The organism is Nostoc sp. (genome assembly GCF_041747015.1).
In the GTDB taxonomy this organism is placed as follows: domain Bacteria; phylum Cyanobacteriota; class Cyanobacteriia; order Cyanobacteriales; family Nostocaceae; genus Nostoc.
Map to the genome: position 1 here is coordinate 1 of NZ_JBGTFY010000074.1, position 23,764 is coordinate 23,764.

The 23,764-nt window shown below is 41.3% G+C and carries 19 protein-coding genes; 10 read left to right on the plus strand and 9 right to left on the minus strand.

The window, feature by feature from the left end:
- Nucleotides 1–207 precede the first annotated feature (207 nt).
- The 7 genes from ACEW80_RS05765 to ACEW80_RS05795 all read left to right on the plus strand — a co-directional run bounded on the left by ACEW80_RS05765 (nt 208) and on the right by ACEW80_RS05795 (nt 7,600).
- Nucleotides 208–1,641, plus strand: coding sequence for an anthranilate synthase component I (locus tag ACEW80_RS05765; RefSeq protein ID WP_373525674.1), 1,434 nt, complete (start codon nt 208–210; stop codon nt 1,639–1,641).
- Between the two features lie 15 nt (nt 1,642–1,656).
- Nucleotides 1,657–1,845, plus strand: a complete 189-nt coding sequence (locus ACEW80_RS05770) for a hypothetical protein (RefSeq protein ID WP_373525675.1) — start codon at nt 1,657–1,659, stop codon at nt 1,843–1,845.
- A 130-nt stretch (nt 1,846–1,975) separates the two neighbouring features.
- The gene (gene pipX, locus ACEW80_RS05775; RefSeq protein WP_373525676.1) at nt 1,976–2,254 is read left to right on the plus strand and encodes a transcriptional coactivator PipX; all 279 of its coding nucleotides are present in this window, start codon (nt 1,976–1,978) and stop codon (nt 2,252–2,254) included.
- On the plus strand, nt 2,251–2,919 hold the full coding sequence (locus tag ACEW80_RS05780) for a YggS family pyridoxal phosphate-dependent enzyme (protein WP_373525677.1): 669 nt from the start codon (nt 2,251–2,253) through the stop codon (nt 2,917–2,919). The genes pipX and ACEW80_RS05780 overlap by 4 nt, the downstream gene beginning before the upstream one ends.
- A gap of 367 nt (nt 2,920–3,286) precedes the next feature.
- The gene (locus tag ACEW80_RS05785) at nt 3,287–3,895 is read left to right on the plus strand and encodes a cell division protein SepF (protein ID WP_373525678.1); all 609 of its coding nucleotides are present in this window, start codon (nt 3,287–3,289) and stop codon (nt 3,893–3,895) included.
- 85 nt (nt 3,896–3,980) lie between these two features.
- Complete coding sequence (gene proC, locus ACEW80_RS05790) at nt 3,981–4,799, plus strand: pyrroline-5-carboxylate reductase (RefSeq protein WP_373525679.1); 819 nt, start codon at nt 3,981–3,983, stop codon at nt 4,797–4,799.
- 119 nt (nt 4,800–4,918) lie between these two features.
- Entirely contained in the window at nt 4,919–7,600 is a 2,682-nt protein-coding gene (locus ACEW80_RS05795) for a DEAD/DEAH box helicase (protein ID WP_373525680.1), read from the plus strand.
- Between the two features lie 246 nt (nt 7,601–7,846).
- On the opposite strand, the gene ACEW80_RS05800 is transcribed toward ACEW80_RS05795, so the two are convergent.
- On the minus strand, nt 7,847–8,221 hold the full coding sequence (locus ACEW80_RS05800) for a hypothetical protein (RefSeq protein ID WP_373525681.1): 375 nt from the start codon (nt 8,219–8,221) through the stop codon (nt 7,847–7,849).
- Nucleotides 8,222–8,338: 117 nt separating this feature from the next.
- Nucleotides 8,339–8,614 carry a hypothetical protein gene (locus tag ACEW80_RS05805; RefSeq protein ID WP_373525682.1) on the minus strand — a complete coding sequence of 92 codons (276 nt, stop codon included), beginning with the start codon at nt 8,612–8,614 and terminating at the stop codon, nt 8,339–8,341.
- 152 nt (nt 8,615–8,766) lie between these two features.
- Here ACEW80_RS05805 and ACEW80_RS05810 point away from each other — a divergent pair, with 152 nt between their 5' ends.
- The 3 genes from ACEW80_RS05810 to ACEW80_RS05820 all read left to right on the plus strand — a co-directional run bounded on the left by ACEW80_RS05810 (nt 8,767) and on the right by ACEW80_RS05820 (nt 16,049).
- Nucleotides 8,767–10,752, plus strand: a complete 1,986-nt coding sequence (locus ACEW80_RS05810; protein ID WP_373525683.1) for a heavy metal translocating P-type ATPase — start codon at nt 8,767–8,769, stop codon at nt 10,750–10,752.
- A 735-nt stretch (nt 10,753–11,487) separates the two neighbouring features.
- Nucleotides 11,488–14,169, plus strand: coding sequence for a CARDB domain-containing protein (locus ACEW80_RS05815; RefSeq protein ID WP_373525684.1), 2,682 nt, complete (start codon nt 11,488–11,490; stop codon nt 14,167–14,169).
- Between the two features lie 386 nt (nt 14,170–14,555).
- Nucleotides 14,556–16,049, plus strand: coding sequence for a S8 family peptidase (locus ACEW80_RS05820; RefSeq protein ID WP_373525685.1), 1,494 nt, complete (start codon nt 14,556–14,558; stop codon nt 16,047–16,049).
- 154 nt (nt 16,050–16,203) lie between these two features.
- On the opposite strand, the gene ACEW80_RS05825 is transcribed toward ACEW80_RS05820, so the two are convergent.
- The 7 genes from ACEW80_RS05825 to ACEW80_RS05855 form a co-directional block, all read right to left on the minus strand.
- A complete protein-coding gene (locus ACEW80_RS05825) occupies nt 16,204–16,935 on the minus strand; it encodes an HpsJ family protein (RefSeq protein ID WP_373525686.1) in 732 nt (243 codons plus the stop codon).
- Between the two features lie 37 nt (nt 16,936–16,972).
- Nucleotides 16,973–17,629 carry a cyanoexosortase A system-associated protein gene (locus ACEW80_RS05830; protein ID WP_373525687.1) on the minus strand — a complete coding sequence of 219 codons (657 nt, stop codon included), beginning with the start codon at nt 17,627–17,629 and terminating at the stop codon, nt 16,973–16,975.
- Nucleotides 17,604–18,527, minus strand: coding sequence for a cyanoexosortase A (gene crtA, locus ACEW80_RS05835; RefSeq protein WP_373525688.1), 924 nt, complete (start codon nt 18,525–18,527; stop codon nt 17,604–17,606). The genes ACEW80_RS05830 and crtA overlap by 26 nt, the downstream gene beginning before the upstream one ends.
- A 330-nt stretch (nt 18,528–18,857) precedes the next feature.
- On the minus strand, nt 18,858–19,556 hold the full coding sequence (locus ACEW80_RS05840) for a PEP-CTERM sorting domain-containing protein (protein ID WP_373525689.1): 699 nt from the start codon (nt 19,554–19,556) through the stop codon (nt 18,858–18,860).
- Between the two features lie 1,050 nt (nt 19,557–20,606).
- Nucleotides 20,607–22,103 (minus strand): HlyD family efflux transporter periplasmic adaptor subunit, encoded by a 1,497-nt coding sequence (locus tag ACEW80_RS05845; RefSeq protein WP_373525690.1) that lies wholly within the window; start codon nt 22,101–22,103, stop codon nt 20,607–20,609.
- Between the two features lie 132 nt (nt 22,104–22,235).
- Complete coding sequence (locus tag ACEW80_RS05850; RefSeq protein ID WP_373525691.1) at nt 22,236–23,111, minus strand: SDR family oxidoreductase; 876 nt, start codon at nt 23,109–23,111, stop codon at nt 22,236–22,238.
- A gap of 236 nt (nt 23,112–23,347) precedes the next feature.
- The gene (locus ACEW80_RS05855) at nt 23,348–23,725 is read right to left on the minus strand and encodes a hypothetical protein (protein WP_373525692.1); all 378 of its coding nucleotides are present in this window, start codon (nt 23,723–23,725) and stop codon (nt 23,348–23,350) included.
- Between the last annotated feature and the right edge of the window lie 39 nt (nt 23,726–23,764).

Here is a 23,764-nt window from a genome sequence, read left to right on the forward strand (position 1 = left end):
GAATTATTACCCCCCTTAATCCCCCCTTATAAAGGGGGGAAACAATAAAAAAATCCGGTTCCCTCCCCTTAGAAAGGGGAGGGTTAGGGTGAGGTAACAACATTTGATACATCAATCATGACTTGTTCATTCATCCTCTCAGACTCGCTAACGCTGCGCTAATTATTTGTACTCCCTACTGAAAACTGACAACCCTTGTAAACAGATATGACTAAGGCTTGGTATTGGCGATCGCTACCCTTAGAAAAACGCACAGGTTCAGAAGTTTTTGCTGTCCTATTTCGCCCCACCACCGTGCCGGGAATTGCTACTCTACTAGAAAGTCCTTACCCAACGCCAATCGATCATCCCCAACTCAGCCGATATTCTATCTGTGCAGGCGCTCCTCGCATAGTTGATGGCATCCTACAGATGTGGACACCAGAAGTAGGAGAGGTTCTCCCTTTCCTGGAAAAGTTGTTGCAGCAAGGGGACAAGGGAGACGAAGTAGAATCTCCCCCCGCCTCCCTCCCCTTCATCGGCGGTTGGTTGGGTTGGCTAGGCTACGATGTAGCCTGGGAAATTGAACAGTTACCCCGTAATAAAATTGATCCCCTGCCGTTTCCTATAGCTTTTTGGTATGAGCCAGATTGTTTTGCCGTTTTGGATCACGCAGAACAAATTCTTTGGCTAGCTGCAAGTGATCCCAGTGGACTCGATGAGTTAGAGAAGAAGTTAGCAAGGAAAGACGAAGCAGAAGACAAACAGAGGAATTTCGCCGTATCTTCTTCCCCGCCTCTCTTTTTGACATCGCAAGCAGATTATGAAACAGCTGTAAACCAGGTGAAAAAATATATTCAAGCTGGAGACATCTTTCAGGCAAATCTTTCGTTGCGATTTCAAGCGTCTACATCGGCTTCTGGTTGGGAAATTTATCAAGCGTTGCAAAAAATCAATCCTTCTCCTTTTGCCAGCTATTGGCGATCGCCTTGGGGAGAGATAATGAGCTGTTCACCAGAACGGTTGATACTGTTGCAAAATCGACAAGCCCAAACTAGACCGATCGCTGGGACGCGATCGCGTGGCGCAACCCCAGAACAAGATATTAAACTGGCGCAAGATTTACTCAGCAACACTAAAGAACGTGCAGAACACATCATGCTGGTGGACTTAGAACGCAATGATTTAGGGCGAGTTTGTGAATGGGGAACTGTTGCTGTTGACGAATTGCTGGTAATTGAGCGATATAGCCATGTGATGCATCTTGTCAGCAACATCAAAGGTACTTTAAAAGGCGAATACACTACCATTGATTTGATTCGTGCCACGTTCCCCGGTGGCACAATCACAGGTTGTCCCAAAGTCCGTTGTATGGAAATTATTGAAGAATTAGAACCCTTACGGCGCAGCTTGTTCTACGGTTCCTGCGGCTATTTAGATAGGCGCGGTCATTTAGACTTAAATATCTTAATTCGTACCCTGTTACTAGCTCCCGCATCTCAAGCAGGTGGAGAATTCCTCACTCAGCACCCCCCACAAAACATCGTCTGGGGACAAGTTGGTGCTGGAATTGTCGCAGACAGCGATCCTGAAAAAGAATGGTATGAATCTCTGCACAAAGCCCAGGCACAACTGGCTGCACTGAAAATGCTAAATAATTAATTAGGGCATTGGGCATTGGTTATTAATTCATCTGCCCTACTTCCCAGTTGCAATTTTGCGCCATTCAGCTACAGTTGTGGCAGTATGGAAAGATGGTTAGAAAGTTGGCTGTTGCCGTTGGGAACTTTATCGGGTGTTTTCCCTTGCCACATCGAACTTTCGACAAGTTCCGCCTCACTACCACTAGCTTCATCTGCCCATTAGGAACTAGATCAAGGTCTTCGTCACCGCAGTTCGCATTTTAAGCAAATATTCTGGCGAAAGGAAGTTATTATCGTCTGAATGTTTGGAATTAGCTGCGAAAAGATATATATACTCCCACCTTGACTCTTAAATGAATTCAGAAAACGCAGAAACTTACATAAACCATCCAACTTGGGGTTTACTCTACAAGATCTGTATGGTTGATGAGAACCAGGATCTGTTCACCACACTTTATGCTCAACGCTTGTTTTTTTTGGTAGCAAATGACATTAAAGGTGTTAAATTCCAGCCTATAGGACGTACTGAGGCGAGAATGATGTTGGAAAATCGCTTACGTACCCTGCGGCGCAGTGGACAATCTCAGGAGTACGATCAGCTTCAGAGTGTTTTCCAACGCACCTTCCAATGAATAGTTCGATTTCCGAACGTATTGTTACCATTCGCTCCTCACTGCCAACTTCAGTCAAATTGATTGCTGTTAGCAAGCAAGTTTCTGCCCAGGCCATTCGGTCTGCCTATGCCGCAGGAATTCGTGATTTTGCGGAGAGTCGTATCCAAGAAGCCGCCAGTAAACAAGATGAGTTGCAAGACTTACCGGATATTAACTGGCACTTTATTGGACATTTGCAAAGCAATAAAGCTAAAAAAGCTATTGAACAATTCCAATGGATTCACTCCGTCGATAATTTGAAGCTGGCACAGCGTTTAGACCAATTGGCGCAACAGCTAGGAGTGAGTCCAAAGGTTTGTCTGCAAGTGAAAATTGTCCCCGATCCCAATAAGTCCGGTTGGAGTGTGCCAGAACTTTTAGCTGATTTACCCGCACTCAATCAATACAAAAATTTACAAATTCAAGGTTTGATGACAATTCCGCCTTCAGGATTAAATAATTCTGAAATTTTAAGTGTGTTTAATCTCAATCGGGAACTGGGGAAAGAAATCCAAGAGCAAAACTGGTCGCATATTAAAATGCAGCATCTGTCTATGGGTATGTCAGGCGACTACGAACTGGCAGTGCAAGCAGGTGCTACGATGGTACGATTAGGAACCATATTGTTTGGCGATCGCCCTTAGCCGATTAATTATTAACCTTGGGGTGCAGTATTAATAGAGCTAAGGATTTGATGACAACAATTTTGTAACAGACTGGTGCAATTAGAAACAAAGGATATAGTATTGACAAGAGCAATCGCCAAGGGAAAATGGGGTATAAAGAACTTTCCTTCGGACACACCTTAGGATATAATCTTTACTCATTAATTATGTTTAGGCGATGCACAGACCTTCCAAAAAGTGTAGGTTCATCGCCAAAACCCGTAGTATAGGCTACAAATAGCAAAACACTTGCTGAAGTATCCACCTATGTAGCGATTGCTTCTAAGTTCAATCAATCCTAAGCCAAGTCAATACAGGCTATTCGCACCAGGAGAGTACACACGCAATGAACAATATATTTTCCAAACTCAGAGACTTTGTGGGTCTAAATGAGCAAGTGGAATACGAGTATTACGAAGAAGAGCCAGGTAGAGATAATAATTATCAAAATCTGTATCAGCAAGAAAATCCCCAACCAGCACCACAAGAGACTACGGGCGCTCAAAATCGCCGCTGGCGGGAACCAGTGCCTACAATGGAAGATGATCTAGCAGCAGGTTCAAAGCCAATGGGGAATGTGATTGGTATGCCAGGAGCAATTAACGGAATTTCGGAAGTTTTAGTACTCGAACCACGCACCTTTGAAGAAATGCCCCAGGCAATTCAAGCGTTGCGAGAACGTAAGTCAGTAGTATTAAATCTGACAATTATGGACCCAGATCAAGCTCAACGAGCAGTAGATTTTGTTGCAGGTGGTACTTACGCACTAGATGGACATCAAGAACGCATTGGTGAGAGCATCTTCTTGTTTACGCCAAGCTGTGTGCAAGTTAGCACCCAAGGCGGCGTTCTTCATGAAGTACCGCAACCGCCAGTACGTCCCTCTCGTCCTACAGGTTCTACAGGTACTTCAAACCAAGCCTGGGGCAACGAAACTAACCGGATGGCACAATAAAGTTAAATTAGTCAAAAGTCTAGAGTCAAAAATTCAGGATAGAAAGTTTTTGACTCTTGGCTATTGATTATTGACTATATAAGCAATGACTATAAAATTTGGCTTAATTGGTGGTGGGGTAATGGGAGAATCGCTATTATCCCGCCTAATCACCCGTGGAATTTATCAATCATCAGAAGTCATAGTTAGCGAACCATTATCTTCACGCCTAGATTTTTTAAAACAGCAATACGATGTTGTTGTGACGACAGACAACAGTCAGGTTTTCACCCAAGCAAAAGAAGTTGTGTTTTTGGCCGTGAAACCGCAGGTGTTTAGCGCGATCGCTCAAGAATTAGCAGATATTGATATTCTTAATCTAGAACACTCACCATTGATCATTTCCATCTTAGCGGGTGTAACTTTAAGTCAGCTAGAAGCTGCATTTGTGCGCTCGCCAGTTATTAGAGCAATGCCCAATACACCCGCAACTGTGGGAGCGGGAATTACCGCGATTTGTTCAGGTGCATACACTAGCCCCAAGCATCACCAAATAGCACAGCAAGTTTTTTCGGCTGTGGGGGAAGTAGTGGAAGTATCAGAAGCGCTGATGGATGCAGTCACAGGGCTATCTGGTAGCGGGCCAGCTTACGTGGCGCTCTTGGTAGAAGCACTTGCTGATGGCGGAGTAGCGGCAGGTTTACCTAGAGCAATTGCCAATCAACTAGCTTTGCAAACCGTACTGGGAACAGCGAAACTGTTGCAAGAAACCAAAATGCACCCAGCCGAACTCAAAGATCGCGTTACCAGTCCCGGTGGTACAACCATTGCCGGAATTGCCAAGCTAGAACAGGCAGGATTTCGTTCAGCTTTAATTGAAGCAGTCAAAGCTGCCACAGAGCGATCGCAAGAAATGGGAAAATAACAAATGGGGCATAGGGCATGGGGGGGATAAGATGTACAGGGGGAATAAGCAATGCCCAATGCCCAATGCCCTATTCCCAACGTTAGTATAGTAAACAATCTGGTTGCAAATGTGATTGAGTGAATTATCCTGCGCCGTCTCCAGAACTTGATCTTGGATCAATATTTCCCTTTGAACTCGATCAGTTCCAAAAAGAAGCGATCGCGTCCCTAAACGCCGGACGCTCCGTAGTCGTATGTGCGCCCACAGGTTCGGGCAAAACATTAGTCGGAGAATACGCGATTTATCGCGCCCTCGCACGAGGAAAACGTGTATTTTATACTACTCCCCTAAAGGCACTATCGAATCAAAAATTACGTGACTTTCGAGAAAAATTCGGTTTTGATCAAGTCGGGCTGTTAACTGGAGATGCTTCCATCCACAGAGATGCACCGATTTTGGTAATGACTACAGAAATTTTCCGAAATATGCTCTATGGCACACCCATTGGGCAAATCGGCATCTCATTAGTAGACGTTGAAGCCGTGATACTTGACGAGTGTCACTACATGAACGATCGCCAACGTGGGACAGTTTGGGAAGAATCAATCATCTATTGTCCTCGTGAAGTTCAATTAGCAGCCCTCTCAGCAACCGTTGCCAACAGTGATCAACTCACCGACTGGCTAAATCGCGTTCACGGCCCAACTGACCTGATTTACTCCGATTTTCGCCCAGTCCCCTTGGAATTTCACTTTTGCAATCCCAAAGGGTTATTTCCCCTGCTGAATGATAGCAAAACCAAAATTAACCCCCGCCTTCAAAAGAAGAAGGAGAAAGGGAGAGGGGGAGAAAGGGAAAGGGGAAGAAATGGTAGACCAGAGGCTCCTGGTATCATTTATACCTTGAGTCAGTTAGAGCAACGGGATATGCTACCAGCAATTTACTTTATCTTCAGCCGCCGGGGATGTGATAAAGCGGTGGCAGAAGTGGGTGATTTATGGCTGGTGAATAGTGAAGAATCCCAAATTTTACGGGAACAGATTGATGATTTTTTAGCCCGTAATCCCGAAGCAGGGCGTTCTGGGCAAATTGCACCACTGTATCGGGGAATTGCTGCCCACCACGCCGGGATTCTGCCTGCGTGGAAAGCCCTGGTAGAAGAACTATTTCAGCAGGGGCTGATTAAAGTCGTATTCGCCACTGAGACACTAGCAGCGGGAATTAATATGCCTGCGCGGACAACGGTAATTTCTACCCTTTCCAAGCGTACCGACACCGGACACCGCCTGTTGAACGCTTCCGAATTTCTGCAAATGGCGGGACGGGCAGGCCGCCGGGGGATGGATAAACAAGGTCATGTGGTGACAGTCCAAACTCCCTTTGAAGGAGCCAAAGAAGCCGCGTATTTGGGAACATCCAAGCCAGACCCCCTAGTAAGCCAGTTTACGCCTAGTTATGGCATGGTACTCAACTTGCTGCAAACCCACACCCTAGAGCAAACCAGGGAACTCATAGAGCGCAGCTTTGGGCAGTATATGGCCACCTTGCATTTAAGACCAGAATATGATGAGGTTGCCGAACTGCAAACACAATTAGCACAATTACATGAGCAAATCGCCGCAGTTGATGAAAATGAACTAGCTGTTTATGAAAAATTGCGGCAACGCCTGAAAGTGGAACGCCAGATATTGAAAACCCTGCAAGAGCAAGCACAGTCAGACCGACAAGAAGAGTTAGGGATGATGTTGGACTTTGCAGTGTCAGGAACTCTGTTGAGTCTCAAGGGCAAAAATATCACAGTGTCTTCCCCTGTAACCGCAGTGTTAGTGGGAAAATCGGCTGGTTCTGGTCAAGCTCCTTACTTGGTATGCTTGGGACATGATAACCGTTGGTATGTAGCAACCACAGGGGATGTAGTCGATTTGTATGCCGAACTGCCGCGAGTTGAGGTGTCGCCTGATGTGCTACCACCACCTGAGATGCCCTTGAAACCTGGACAGTCGCGCCGTGGTAATGAAGAAACATTTGCGATCGCTGCACGTATTCCCGATCCGATAGAATCTTTGCATCTGGCACCAGAAGTAGCGGAACAACTCAGTCGCCTTACCGCCGTCCAAGAGCAATTAGAAACTCATCCCCTACATGAATCAGGCAATGCTGCAACCCTTTTCAAGCGCCGGGCCCGCTATGTCGAACTAGAAGCCGAACTCGAACAGTTGCAAGGGCAAGTAGAGCAACAGTCACAACGTCATTGGGAAGAGTTTCTCAATTTAATCGCAATTCTGCAACACTTTGGCGGTTTAGATAACTTAGTCCCCACAGTATTAGGGCGAATTGCTGCCGCGATTCGAGGGGAAAATGAATTGTGGCTGGGTTTAGTATTTGCTAGTGGTGAATTGGGCAACTTAGATCCGCATCATTTAGCCGCCGCCGCCGCCGGTTTGGTGATGGAAACGCCCCGTCCAGATAGCAAGGTTAACTTTGAGCTTAGTAATGAAGTGGCAGAAGCCTTAAAAAAATTGCAGGGAATTCGCCGCCAAATGTTCCAACTACAACGGCGGTATAACGTAGCGCTGCCTATATGGTTGGAATTTGAGTTAATTGCGATCGTAGAACAATGGGCGCTGGGAATGGAGTGGATAGAACTCTGCGAAAACACCACCTTAGATGAAGGCGATGTAGTGAGAATTTTACGGCGGACGTTGGATTTATTATCGCAAATACCCCACGTTCCCCATTTGCCAGACTCTTTCCAGCGTAATGCCTATCGGGCAATGCAGTTGATTGATAGATTCCCTGTGAATGAGGTAGTTGAATGAACAGGACGCTCTGACATGGAGACGCATAGAGAGTATTTGATAATTTCTTTACGTCTTTTTCGTCAACATTAATTAGAGGCGTTTGTAGGGGCAATTCATGAATTGCCCCAATAATGAATTTACATTTGACCAAATAATAGTAGTGGTACTTAGTTAAAAATGCTTTTTTGGTTTCGTATATCTTCTATACGTGATTAATCACGTCTATCTAACAGAAGCTATAGTCGTTATCAGCTTTTTTTAATCTTAATACACCAAGTTTCCAGTACCTCGCAATTGACGCAAAGAGTTTACACATAATGGACAGTCACAGTCAAATAACTTAATTGCAGCATCACTTTCCTCGTCAGTAAAATTCAACATGGCAATATTCCGATCTGATACTGATGTGACAATACTTGAGGAACGTGTAGAGGTATACGGTTGCTTTCCCTCTGAATCTCGAATGCACACAAAATCTTTTCCACCATGTGGGTTACTGATACAGGTACGACCGTCTTGTGTGTGCATTAATCGTTGAGTACTACTAGCATGGGCAGGATGAAATACTGCCAGCGTAGACATCAGCGACACAAAAACGGAAGAAGTGGAAAGCAAATTTAGGATAATTTTTTTGTTCATGATTTCCTTGAAAGAATTGCCTATCTAGATTAGGATATTCGATTCACTTTCAAACTTCAAGTGAATTTTTACTGAGAATAGCTTGATTGACACTTATTACCCAAGAAAGTTCCATATTTACCCAGTTTGATTACAAATTAGGCGAGTATAAATAAACTGGCTGGACATAGAGAAAAGGAAGAAATACATAACTGATGCTACTAACAAGATTACGAAAGCTTCTGTATAGCGAAAGCCTTTACATTTAGGGCTGTTATACATATACAGCGCGATGATCGCACTTCCTAAAACTTCCGCTAAGTCACAAGCGGCGATCGCTATCTCATAAAGTACCCATAACCCGAAGTTGACACGCAGACTGAAATGATCTGATTTATAAATCTTAATATTCACTAAAACTTAGTAGAAAAATTCAACAATAAACCTAAATTTTGTATTGATATAGATTCTCGTTCTTAAATTATCAACTTGTAAAAACTTCTTTTTTTCATTACATTTGAATAAAGGCTCATATATCAAATAACTTACTAGCCTCAACAGATAAAATGAAGCAGAAACTACATTCAGAATCTTCAGGTTGTTGCAACTGTGAACCTGATCATCACGATAATCATAACCATGTTCATAATCATGATAATCATAACCATGACCACAACCACGGTGGAGAATTCAATCTGAAAAATGAGGTATTGCCCTTGGTGATGATTTTAAGTTTATATGCGCCTGGTGTAATTTTTGAAAATCAATTACACAATACATTTTACTCGATAGGTGAATATCTGCTTTTCATTCCTGCCTATTTATTAAGTGGATGGAGTGTTTTAAAAACTGCTGGGCGCAATATTTTCAGAGGTAGAGTATTTGATGAAACATTTTTGATGACAGTAGCGACACTAGGGGCGATCGCAATTCATAAATTACCCGAAGCTGTCGGAGTCATGTTATTTTATAAAATTGGGGAATTGTTCCAAGATATTGCCGTTAGTCGTTCACGTAATTCCATCAAAGCATTATTAGAAGTCCGCCCAGACTATGCCAATATCCAAACAGAGGGAGAAATCAAAAAAGTATCCCCAAAGACAGTAAATATTGGAGATATTATTATTGTCAAACCTGGAGAAAAGATTCCCTTAGATGGGGAAATTATAGATGGGAATTCGCAAGTTGATACATCTGCACTAACTGGAGAATCTGTGCCGCGAACGGTGAGGCTAGGAGAAACAGTTTTGGCGGGGATGATCAATAAAATGGGTGTTCTCAGCATTAAAGTCACAAAGCTTTTTGATGAATCTTCCATTGCTAAGATTTTAGACTTAGTGCAGAATGCCAAAAGTAAAAAAGCAGAAACAGAAAAATTTATTACTAAATTTGCCCGATATTACACACCAATAGTAGTTTTTACATCTCTAGCAGTTGCTTTATTACCTCCTTTATTTATTTCTGGCGCAACTTCTTCAGAATGGCTTTATCGGGCCCTAATTTTATTAGTTATCTCCTGTCCATGTGGACTGGTTATCAGTATTCCATTAGGTTATTTTGGAGGTGTGGGAAGTGCAGCTAGACGTGGTATTTTAGTTAAAGGCTCTACTTTTTTAGATGTTTTAAATTCAGTTAATACAGTTGTTTTTGATAAAACTGGAACGTTAACCAAAGGGGTGTTCAAAGTAGCTAAAATAGTACCGCAAAATGGCTTCAATGAACAAGAATTACTGCAATTAGCTGCCAAAGCAGAATCGCACTCAAATCATCCCATCGCTCAATCTATCCGCAAAGCTTATGGTGAAAAAATAGATGAATTTGAAGTAAAAAATTATGAAGAGATCGCAGGTTATGGAATTAAAGCCAAAGTTGAAAATAAGGTAGTGATAGCGGGAAGCGATCGCCTACTCCATAAAGAAAACATTGCTCATGATAATTGCTTAGTAGAAGGAACAGTTATTCATTTAGCAGTGGATGATATTTACGCTGGGTATATTGTCATTGCCGATGAACTAAAAGAAGATGCTAGAGAGGCTATTCAAGCACTCAAGCGAATGGGTGTAGACAGAACAGTAATGTTAACAGGAGATAATCAAGCGATCGCCTCTCAAATTGCTCAACAGCTTGGCATAGATGCCTACGAAGCAGAGTTATTACCTGAAGAAAAAGTTAATGCCATTGAGAAATTAATCAGCACTGCCGGCAAGCATGGTAAAGTTGCCTTTGTTGGGGATGGGATTAATGATGCGCCAGTGATTGCTAGAGCCGATGTTGGTATGGCAATGGGCGGGTTAGGCTCAGATGCGGCGATCGAAACTGCCGATATTGTGATCATGACAGATGCACCGTCAAAAGTGGCAGAAGCAATCCAAATCGCCAGAAAAACAAGGCAAATTGTTTGGCAAAATATTGGGTTTGCATTGGCGATTAAAGGTATATTTATTGGATTAGGTATTTTTGGTGTAGCGACAATGTGGGAAGCTGTTTTTGCTGATGTCGGAGTAGCTTTACTAGCGATTTTTAACGCAACTAGAGCGATGAAATTTAGTTAAAATCGGGGTTAGGGACACAATTTTTAAGCCAGCGATCACACTTTTTTGTAGAGGTTGCGATCGCCTTTGATTAAGAAATGTTAACAGTAATATTCAGGTTATTTGATTTGAGCTAAATTATGGTTTAACTTTGTGTTGATCGTTTCTAACACCTTAGCTTCTTTTGGCATAATTACTCCGTCTAGATGAGCAATTTTTTCACATTGTGCTAAAAGAGTTACGGCAAAATCAGGATTAATTTGCTCAAGTAAGGTTTCTAAAGATGGTAGAGATTTAATATGAGAAGCGATCGCAAATATTCACTAACAACAACACTAAATATATACCAGAGTGTGCTTAAATACCTCTCGCTTCTGCATTTTTAACTCGGGATCGGGTTTGGGGAAAAGGATAAAAGTTAAAGGTTTTTTCTTTACCCTTTCCCCTTCCCCTTTTCCCCTTAACCGAGAAGTATTGGAGTGTGCTTTACTTGCAATCCAAGTTTGTATATAAATAATTATTTAAGTATTAATTTAAAAATATATTTTATACTTTACAAAAGCGTATAATTACAATGAAATTATGTATTTTGGAGATAAATAGGCTCCTAGCAACTCTTTGACTTGCTATATAATTTCCAGGCTCAATCCCTTATCTGTCCAAGGTTTGAGTAGTCATTGCCGTGTAAATTTATTTCGACATACACAGGTGAAACTACTCATTTCCTGTCCCAACTATCGTAACATTTTTCTTCCAATGAATGATAAAAATAGTGCTTTAGCATCCACTGAACAAGTTAGTATTTTTGATACCACAAAAAACACTAACTTGTTCAGTGTTGGTATTGAGAACAAATCGACATTAATCAATCGCAGTAGTTACTCTCCTGAAGAAATCTCTGCTCCAAAAGCGAGTAACGATAAGGCGACTAGGGTAGCCAACAGTAATGAAAGTTACAATGCTACTACTCAAGCGATGGCTCCCACAAGGTCAAAGGCGATCGCATCTGCTCTTGCTATTCAACCAGACCTGATAGTACAAAGTACCGTTTCGGCTCCCAGTTCTGCCGCTGTTGGCAGTACTATTCAACTGAGCTATCAAATCGAAAACCAAGGGAATGCGAGTGCTGGTTATAGCTACACGAAGTTTTATCTGTCTAAGGATCTGAATATAGGAACTGAAGATATATTCTTAGGCTATGACGATGTAACTAGCATTCCATCTGGTTACTATACCTCAGAGTCAACCACACTCACCATCCCTAATAGCGTCGCCGCAGGCAGCTATTATCTAGCATATCAAGCCGATGGCTATGAAAATGTTGTCGAAAGCAATGAAAGCAATAACGCTGTTGCTGGCACAATTAACATTACCAAAGCTGATTTAATCATCCAAAATGCGATCGCTCCAACTTCCGCATCTGTTGGTAGTACCATCCAACTGGACTATCAGGTGAAAAACCAAGGTGCTGGTAGCGCTGTTGCTAGCCATACCAACTTTTATCTATCCAAGGATAAAATTCTCAGCAGTGATGACACATACTTAAGCTATTCCCGAAGCTATTTCTCCTCTGGATTGAGTTCTGGTTACTATGAGTCAGAGTCTGACTCTTTCGTACTCAGCAGTAAGATTACTTTTGGAAACTATTACTTGCTATTTCAAGCCGATGGCAATGGTGAGATTTTTGAAACTAAAGAAAACAACAATGTTACAGCCAAGGCAATTACAATTGCTGCACCAGACCTAGTAATACAAAATGCGATCGCTCCTACTAAGGCTAACATTGGCACTTCAATCAAAGTCAGCTATCAGGTCAAAAACCAAGGTAATGGCAAAACTAGTCTTAACTCTACATACTTTTATCTTTCCAAAGATCCAAGCTTCAGCAATGATGATGTCTATTTAGGTTATGACTACATCAATAACTATAACGACCTTGCGCCCTCTGCTGTAAGTTCAGAGTCTACATCCTTATCCCTTCCCAGCAAAACTACACCTGGTAATTACTATCTGCTGTACAAAGCAGATGGCGACGCGTCTTTGAAGGAAAGCAATGAAAATAACAACGTTGTTGCCAAAGCAATTAAAATTACTGCACCAGACTTAGTAATAGCAGATGCTTCAGCTCCCACCAGCGCAGCCATTGGTACTAAATTTGAATTTACCTATGAGGTGAAAAATCAAGGTAATGGCAATGCTGGTAGTAATAAAGGAGCTTTTTATCTTTCCAGGGATACAAACCTTGGTGGTGATGATGATATCTCTATAGGTTATGACTCTGTTCCTATCAATAGTCTTGCCGTTTCTGCCGTGGTTTCAAGGTCTGTATCTTGGACTATTGATACCACCATTGCAGCAGGTAAATACTATCTGATGTTCAAAGCCGATGGTGGGGGAAATATTGCCGAAAGCAATGAAAGTAATAACGCTGTTTATATACCGTTTACTCTTACTCCTGCTAATGGTGGTGGGTTTAACTCCACTACAGGTTATGGCTTAGTAAATGCAGCAGCAGCAGTGGTAAAAGCATTAGGTCAAACTACCTTTGCTGATGTTCCTAACTTGGGTGGTGATAATTGGGGAGCCGACGCAATTAAAGCCCCGGAAGTCTGGGCGAAAGGATACACAGGTAAGGGTATTGTTGTCGCTGTTTTGGATACTGGGGTTGACCGCAACCACCCAGACTTGAGCGCAAATATCTGGAAGAATACAAAGGAAATTGCTGGCAACGGCAAGGATGATGATAGCAACGGTTTCATTGATGATGTTTACGGCTGGAACTTTATCAACAAAACCAACAACACCTTCGACGCAAACGGTCATGGAACCCATGTTGCTGGCACTATTGCAGCAGTAAAAAATAACTTCGGTGTAACTGGTATTGCCTATAATGCCAAAATTATGCCAGTCCAAGTTTTAGACGATGAAGAAGGCAGTTCTTCCGGTAATTCTGTAAATGATGGTATTTACTATGCTGTGAACAATGGAGCCAATGTCATTAACCTGAGCTTAGGTGGGCCTTCGGGTGACAGTGAACGGCAGAAAGCCATCCAATATGCTGTTAGCAAAGGAGTAATTGTCGTCATGGCAGCAGGTAATGATAGTAAATCAGAACCGGACTATCCTGCCCGCTATGCAACCAAATGGGGACTTGCTGTGGGAGCAGTCTACTATGATAGAACGTTGACCGACTTCTCCCACCGGGCTGGAAAAACTCCACTCGCATACGTTACAGCTCCTGGAGCATACGAAAGCTATTTTGGTATCGGCATCTACTCCACATATCCTGGTAATAAATATGAATCTCTTCCAGGTACTTCTATGGCAGCTCCTCACGTTGCGGGTGTAGTTGCGCTGATGCTCAGTGCTAAAAAAGGCTTAACTGATGCTCAAGTGCGTAACATAGTCACAACTACAGCAGGAAATAGCTTGGCATAGAACAATCCTTAAGTGTGGTTTCTCAGAAGTAAAATATTTGATTTGCTCTCCACTAAGAGACTCAGATCCCCGACTTCTTCAAGAAGTCGGGGATCTTTTTATTTGTAACTCATTTAGGATTGCTATACATAACGCAATTAATTTTTTAATACACCAATTTATACTTACACTACTACAAATTTAATATCGGTTGTATCAATTAAGATGTTAATAAAAATTCCACTTTTGATTATGTTGTTTAGTAATAGAATTAGCATTTTGTTATGAGATTTCATAGTACTTATTAACAATATGGCTTATTCACACATTAAAACTTTTGTCTAGCAAAGGTTTTAATATTTCAATCTGTCAAAAAAACGATCGCTATCTTTGAGAAAAAAATACTTATGCTCCGTAATGATGTTAATAAAAATCTGTTGTCAGAGAAACAGATAAACGTCTCTTCAATCTCCTCATTAGATAGCTTTAATACAAAGAATGACTATAGCCTAAACTTCAGCGGACGTAGTAGCTACAACTCAACCGATGCTGATGTACAATTGCTAAATAAAAATGACTCAGAAACTACCAGTGACACGACTGCTAGCATCAGTAATTATAACTCTACCAATGGCTATGGCTTGATTAATGCAGCAGCAGCAGTGTCTAGAGCTACTGGTCAAAATACCTTTACTGATGTTCCTGATTTAGGTGGCAATAATTGGGGAGCAGACCTTGTTAAAGCACCGGAAGCCTGGGCACAGGGATACACAGGTAATGGTGTTATTGTTGCTGTTGTGGATACTGGGGTTGACTATAACCACGAGGATTTAAGAAATAATATCTGGACGAATGCCAACGAAATTGCGGGTAACGGTATAGATGATGATAGCAATGGCTATATTGATGATAATTACGGCTGGAATTTCTCTGATAAAAACAATAACACTCTAGATAACAACGGTCATGGTACTCATGTTTCCGGCACGATCGCCGGAGAGAATAATAACTACGGTGTCACTGGAATTGCTTATAATGCCAAGATTATGCCCGTCAAAGTTTTAAATGACTCTGGCTCTGGTTCCTATAATTCCATATCTAAGGGTATTCGCTACGCTGTGGATAATGGAGCTAATGTGATAAACCTCAGTTTAGGAGGCGCATCTTCCAATAGAACTCTAGAGGCAGCCATTGACTATGCCAGCAGCAAAGGAGTGATTGTAGTCATGGCAGCAGGCAATGATGGTGACTCATTACCAGATTATCCCGCCCGCTATGCCTACAAGTCGGGAATTGCCGTTGGGGCAGTAGATAGAAATAATAATATGCCCGACTTCTCTAACCGCTCTGGAACGAACGAAATTGCTTACGTCACAGCGCCGGGAGTTAAGGTCTATTCATCAGTTCCGAATAATCAGTATGCCACTTATAGCGGCACGTCTATGGCTGCTCCACACGTTGCTGGTGTAGTTGCTCTGATGCTGAGTGCTAACTCCAACCTGAGTGATGCCCAAGTACGTCAAATTGTCACAGAAACGGCAGGCAATAGTACACAAACGACAATCTCTAGTTTGAATATTTCTAATGTTAGTTCTGCGGTAAGTCAAGCGATGTCTAACGACAAGCTACTACGCATCAAGACACAGGCGACAAAATATCTAACACCAGAAACCATTTCTAGCTTGAATAATTCCGATGTTGGTTCTGTAATCAGTCAAGGGATTACGAAAATAACAAATTATCTAACACCAGAAACCATCTCTAGTTTGAGTAATTCCAATGTTGGTTCTGTAATCAGTCAAGCGATGTCTATGATGGGCGTAGCTACGGCAAAAACGGCAAATTATCTGACACCATCTGAAATTGATTACAAATTAACGAATCCAGAATTATGGTTTTAATTTCAAGACTCTGGTACTTCTCGCCACAATCACAATAAAGTTAATACGGCAGCCAGTATTAATGGTAGGTTGAGAATCTAGTCTCTTAATTCCAGTTGGCGGTAGTAGCTTTTTTGGGCGGCAATGGCTGGAGTTAGTTAGATCATCCTATAGCTTACCGCTTTCTCGCCCAGAGTGTTTCTTTCCAAATACTAATAAACAAAGCTGCACATATTAAAGCTCCTAGATTCCATTTCACAGAATTTTTGAGTAAAGCCAGAGTCGTAGAAGACTTATTTGCTTCCGTTTGCTTCTTAAGTTGTTGCTTGGCTTGCGTAAGTTCTGAGAGGACTTGGTTTTTTAATTCTTCAGGATTTTTGCCATTTGATGACCGACCCTGACGCTTGAGAAAATTATCTATATCTACAGGTGAAGCTCGGCTAAATTGCTGTTCAACCTGATTAGCTTGAGACACCTTCTGATTATAGTCGGTATCAATTTGGACAATATTGCTATTATACAAACGTACTGTGTTAAGTATTCCTAAAGGAACTAGTAATATAAATAACAATCCAACTAACAGGGTTAAATGAGATAATAAAGCTAAGATGCGTGGTTCCCATTTGGCTCGTTTTGCCAACTTACCCGAAAATACAAACAATACTCCCATTAATGGGACAGCTACTTGGCTAACTAATTTCCCCATTGTTTGAAATTCCCAATTAGGATTCATGAAGTTTGGGGGTACAAAAATCTCAATGATATCTAGAAACGCGAGCCACAAAAGACCGTAGCCAACTAACCGCCAAAGATTAATTAACTCTAGTAAAGGCTGGATAGTCTCTACTGATTTACTCAATTTTGTGAACTCTACTTCAACTAATTCACGGATGTTAGTTTCAGACATAAGTTAAAGATAATTACAAAGTGTACAGTTATTAAATTCAAGGTTTGGGAAACCGGGGTTGCCACCATTGATACCAGGATAACCAAGCTTGCTCTAGTACCTGGTAGGCAACTTCTGGGGAAGAATTTCCTAAAGGAATCGATAAATGTACCCATAGACAGCGTTTGTCTAAAAGTGCCTCCTGCCCTTGTAAAATAGGCATTATTCGATCAAAGCTAATATCTTTGTAGCGATTGTTTCTAAACTGTGTATGAGTGAAGGTACTATTTCCCCGTGGGTTGATACACGTACTTAGATAGGCTTTTTGTTTATCTAGTCCCACGCCGTAGTAGCCTACTCCCTCTTGCTGACGCATTACAGCAGAGGATTTTATGGCAAAACTCTGCTTGATATACGCATCAATATCTACGTTATAAAGATTATGTAAATAACGCATTTCAATATCTAAAGGCAGATCATTTTTAACATATCGATAATGTTTTTCTGCCACTAAGTTTGGATTTTCTTTAGTTAAAGATTTTATCGGGCTAGCCACACTTGCTTGCCATTTTGCTAAAGGTATTTCTTCGGGAAAAACGAAGGTGTTAATTTTCGGTTTGTCTGGGTTGGGAAATAATATGACTTTTCCCAAAACTAACATCCCAGTGCTAAATATTAAAGCCAAAAACTTAATCCGGGTTTGTTTCCAGTGCATCACCTTGAGTATCTGTAGTATTTTGATTTTCTCGCTCATTTCTACTGAGTAAAAACCAGCAGAAACAGCCAAAAAATAGAGTAGAAATCATGGAAAAAATCAGAGAACCATCACCCTGGTGCCAATATTCAAATGCTTGCTTATCACCCTGTGCTACTAAGATAGCCATGAGGGCAACCCTAAAGCCATTGACAATAAATCCTAATGTTGCAGCTACTATTGGTACAAGGAATTTTTGCTGCAAACTTAGGTTAAATATAAAAATAAACAATACTGCTAGGCTTAACAAATCTATGATCATGTCTGTCCCAGCACAGCGATAATATACTTCTACACTTCCTGTGGGAAGATTAAGAATAACTCCAGAGCGACTCACTTGAAAACCTGTATACCAAAGAATGGCTGTAGATAATTTAGCAGTTAGAAGTGATATATCTATTTTATAGGGAAGCACCATTAATAAACTGCGTATAGTCAGAAAACCTAGTATTAGCAACTCTTTTCGGTACTGTTTTAGTCCCTGATAGCCGGAAGCTAGTAGAGCAAGACCAAAGCCAGACATGATAGGTGGCAATAAGAATATGGCAACACTATTTATTTGAAGTGTACTGTTAATAAATACTAATACAAGTAGCAATGTACCTAAAGAACTAGAGATAATTCCACTTTCTAAAGTTAAGTCATAGCGTTTTTCTTTAAGCAAAGAATATATAGTTATAAAATATAAAAAAAATATGTAAAGATTCGTAATATTGCTATGTCTTAATGCTAGCGTCAAGTTAATTGCTACCAATGATGATCCTATTCCTAATAGCCACAATTCGGGATTTTTCAGTGATTTGGCAATAGAATAGTTTTTGATCATAACTTTTGCAAGATACTTAATCTTGTCTATCAAAGGGCTAGGCTGGTTAATACAAATTTTTTAACAATACTAAAATGGAGCGAATCATGGGAAACGCCTTTTATCAACCATCGGTTGGCTAAAAACTGAACCCTTTATAATTGAATATAAGCGCTTACATCATAGCTGTAACCTGCAATGAGGGAGTCTAATTTTAAAAAATAGATTCACCTCATAAGACCATCTCACAAAATACTTGATGGAGATACATAGATAGGGGCATAGAGCTTTACTTACTTACAGCAGATTCATGTATTGCAAATATTTTTGGAAATACAAGAATCTAGTGCTTTAGGTGGTATGCTTCGCCCCTAATCTTAAAAATTAACTGCTCATTTTAGCAGATAATTTTGCTGCTTTCTTGTACTTTCTACGAAGTACTACCCCAAATGCAGACCCCATAGCCATCCCTGCGATCGTTATTGGTTCGGGAACAGCCGTAGCCGTAACCTCAACACTGCTGATGAAAAAGTCATCATTGATTTGACCAGCCCTGAATCCAAAAGATGTGCCTGTGCCTTGAGAAGGGGTAAAGCTGTTGAATATACTAGTGCCAGTATCCGATGCGTTGCCACCAGGAATATTCTGATTGCTAAACACTACACTGCCATTGTTCAAGAAAGTAAAATTGTCATTTCCAAGAAGCCCATTGCTAATACTAGTAAATGTGACAGATGTTAGACTTACAGCTTGGTTAAAAGTCAAGGTGAGTGTTTCAATCGCACGAAGTCCATCAATCTGATTATTATCGGCGAAAGAAGGATCATTAGTATCTGTTAGTATTCCTAAACCATTGTTTGTACGAAAAGCATTAACTTCTACTACAGTAAAATTTTGCCTGGGGGTTGCACTTGCCGTTGAAGTCAGTTGGATACCACTTTGAGTGATAGATCCCGGATTGAGTTGGGCAGGACCACCTAAGTTAAAGGTGATAGCTGACGCTTTTCCGCCGCTAGCAATTACTGCTACCACAGAAGCCGCAGCCAGTGCAGATACTGTTTTAAAGATGCTCAAAGTTCTCATGAAATTTCTTCCTCCAAAGAAAATAGATATTGCATACACCAATATGACGAGGTATCTAGCAGTTCTGCCAAATATTTGCACATATCGGTATCTAATGGGCAGGATCTCACTTTTTTTGAAACATATTTAGGACTGGGGAATACAATTCGCACAATAGTTGCTGCTTTTGTGGTCAATGCTGTCCAAACAAGTCAGCAGAAACTAGGCTAGTTGCTTCAAACGGGTGAATCGCAACTTGAACCAAGTGGTGTGCGATTTCTAATAATTAGGGTAGATATGCAAAACTGAAATGTTGCTAACCAGTAATGAATTACTGTCTAGTCAATAACACGGATACACCAGATAGATATTTGCATATAACATAGTAAAAACACAATATTAAGCCAATTGGCTTCATGAAATCTTCATTTTATCTTGTTGTATATCCAATCCAGAATTTCTTACAAAGAGATAAAAATAAGGGATCAAAAACTGCGTAATACCATTTCACTTTAATAATGTTACAAATGCGTGGGTAAGGGTTTAGCATTGCTAAACCCTTACGAAAGATGTAGCCTTTAACCATATTCATATTTCAATACGGTTCAGTTAAGGAGAATCGTAGGTTGGGTTGAGGCTTTGCGAAACCCAACCTACGCAGCTTAAGGTTTTTTGCGCTAACTGAACCGTATTGATTCATATTTGGTATTTTTTGTCAGTGCGTAAGTTCTTAAGCATTAAATTAAGAATAACGGCTGTTATTACAGCACTTCCCGAAGTTATGAGGTACACTAATTGATCGAATTATTGTTTATCTGTGTTAATAGTCTGTCAAGTTTAAATTGATGGGTAAGAAAGTTCGTAGTAAGGACTTCAGTCCTTATTTTCTAAGCACGCTTTGTGCTTACTACAAACTTTTCATTACTAGCTTGACAGACTACTAATAGCATCCCAAGTATCTGTACCTCATAGCAGCAGGAAGTGCTGTATTGCCCAGCAAGGGTATCAAGCTGAGTAAAAAGTGGTACTTATAAATCTTTTCACTCAGCACTCACTACAGAGACTACAAATCTACCTAACTGAAAATGCCTCGTTGAACCGCCGCGTCACAGGCTCAGTAATGAATGTCAAAATTGACTTTTTACGAGTGACAATTTCACCTGTAGCAGCCATGCCTGGTGTAAATTCTACTTCTTGATTGCGGACGTTAACCGAGTGTTTACTTAGCTTAATTCTTGTGGGAAAAACTAAGCCCAATTCTTTATCAACAATTGCATTGGGACTAACTTGCATAACTTCGCCACCTACAGTCCCAAATTCTTGGAAGGGGAAAGTTGCCATTTTCACTTTTGCCTTCATCCCTTGACGAATAAACCCAATATCGCGGTTGAGGACTTTCACCTCTAGGAGCATTTCTTCTCCTTCTGGCAAAATTGATAGCAATTCTTCACCCGATTGCACTGGACCCTTAGTAGCTTTAACTCTGTAAATTGTACCGGCAACGGGAGCCTCAATGGTTTCTAAAGCTTGCTGCTTTCTTGCCTGCTCTAATTGACCTTGAACAGTTGTCAGTTCTTCTTTGCGTTTGTTCAATTGGGTCAAAATTTCACTTTGGCGTTCTGATGCTACACGCTGGATCTGATTGCGTGCAGCTTTGTAGGCTTGTTCGGCTTGGCGAATTTCTTGGACTTGAGCAGCAATATCTTTTTCTAATGATGTGACTTTATCTTGAGCCTCTGTTCTTCTATTCTGGGCATTGATTACTTCATCTTGTGTCCTGGTGATTTCTGTTTTTGCACGAGTTAATCTTTCTTGGGCATCCAAATAATCGACACGAGGTACAGCGCCAGGAGTAATTAGGGTGCGTAGGCTTTTTTCCCTTTCTTCGGCAAGTGCCAAATTACTTTCAATTTTAATGCGGATGCTGTCTGCGTTGACAACGTTGGTTTTAGCATTGGCAACGCTGCTTTTGGCATTAACTAGGTTGTCTTGCAACCTAGTCAAGCGGACTTTGGCTTGATCGATAAGTGCTATTTGGCGATTTGCTTCTGCCTCGGCTGCTGCTTGACGCGCTTGGTAGTCTTGCAGGCGAGAGTTTAAAAGTTCATCTTGCAGTTTTGTTCCAGTGGTTTTGCCTCCAATGCGTTCTGCATCCAAACGTTGCAAATCGTCTTGAATCAATCTGGTAGATTTGGCTAGGCGAGAAACATCGCTTTTTTGCAAGTCTGGATCTTTTTGAATCAGAATTTGACCTTTAGTAACCCGATCGCCTTCTTGCACTTTAACAGCAACAATTGATCCTCCACCCAAAGATGTCACCGGTCTTACCTGTGCAGAAGCAATTAATTCCCCTGGTGCTGTTGCTACTTCATCTATTTGCGAGAAATGCGCCCAAGCGATCGCTCCAAATACAATAAGTGTCATTGTTCCCGCTAATAATCTAGTATACAGGGGCGGCAATTCCTGTACCGCCTTCCCCAATTCATAGGTGAGTTGTTCCTCTGGTTTGGCGAATCGCTCTTTTGTCTGACGTGCTTGAGCAGCATTTACAGCTAGGGAAGATTTCATAGAATTTTAAATTTTAGATTTTTGATTTTAGATTATCGGTAATTGGGGTTAGGGAAAAAGTTACAGGTGACAGAGAATAATTTATCTCCTATAATTTTTTCCCTATTCCCTTCTTCTATCCCCACTCCCGTATCAAACTGCTAAATAGCGCCGCAAAAAACTTTCTAATGTTTCCAACTGGAAGTTAAAAATCGCCTCTAAGCTGGCAATTTCATCTTTTGTACAGAAAAATTCATTTGCTAGCAATGTGCGAAAGGTTCCTAAAGCTTTTTGTGTTTGCGGATTAAATAAACCTAATGCACCTTGTAACCCATCAATGACGAATAGTGGTGAGTTAATTATTACTGGCTCTTTGGTGAAGATCCGACCAAAAATCCGGGGAATATCTTCTCGTAATAAAATCTCCGGCCCTCCTACTGATAAAATCTGGTTGCGAGCGCCTTCAACTGTTACAGAATCCACGATTATCTTTGCTAAATCATCGGTACTGACAATTGAGGTACGGTTTTTGCGATCGCCAATCAGCAAATACAATCCTGTTTCCCGAAATCGTTCTACTAGTGGCAGCAAGTTAGATGCTAATCCAGCCGGACGTAAAATAGTGTAATTTAAGCCACTAGCTGACAAATATTGCTCTACGGCTCGTTTGGCTTTGAACACGGGAGCGTCTTCATAACCGCGATCGGCTCCTAGTACGGAAATGAAGACAAAGTGCTGTATACCATTGGCTTTTGCCTGGTCAATGAGTTCAATATTGGCGCGATAATCTAAAGATAGGGCATCGCTATCAGAACCGTGGGCGCTGATAATATACTGAACATCCCGACTAGCTTTCTGGATATCTTTTTCCTGCTGCAAATCACCGATGAAGATTTCTACACCTCGATGTTCTAACTCGCTGTAGCGCGAGGTAAGGCGGACAAATGCCCTTACAGACTGTTCTCGTTGCCGTAGGAGTCGCACAACTCTGCGACCAATTCCTCCCGTTGCTCCAGTTACCAGAAACATATAAATACCTAAATTGAATAGTTGCAGGGTTTATAATTCTCGAAGTCTCGATATATACTTAAAACCTGTTGCTCAATATTTAAACAGGAAAGATAAGCATATTTTTATACTTAGTAACCATGCTAAACACATCCTCACGCCAACCAAGCCAATAGGTTACACCTTATTTATCTTAATCTCTAAAAATTATCCCCCACATCTTTGTAGATGCAGGGCATAGGATAATGGGATTAGTTTTACTGGCTCAATAAGTCAATAGCTTGTTCTAGCGACATTTTAGCCTTGTGCAAGTTCAGCAGGTTCTCTTGGTCGTATCGGTCAGGATAGCTCATTTTCCTACCCTCTAAAGTTATCCGAATTAGTGCTGCTTGCTCATCTGTGGGTGAATTCATCTCTTCTATAGCAGAACTGATTACCTGGATAGCGTTAAAGTTAGGAGATTTTAACCCTTTACCCTGCTTCATTTGTTGCAGCGCTAAAAGTGGAAATGCCATCAGAGTTACGATGTACGAAGTTTTGTATCCTGCATTCCCAGTTGGTTTGATGCCGTATCTACGACACAAGTCGCGTAATTCTTTAATAGTCTTGATTTCAAGTTCGGAACGGGTGAACATAAAATAGTAGTGTCCATTTTTGAAATTGGATATTAGTGG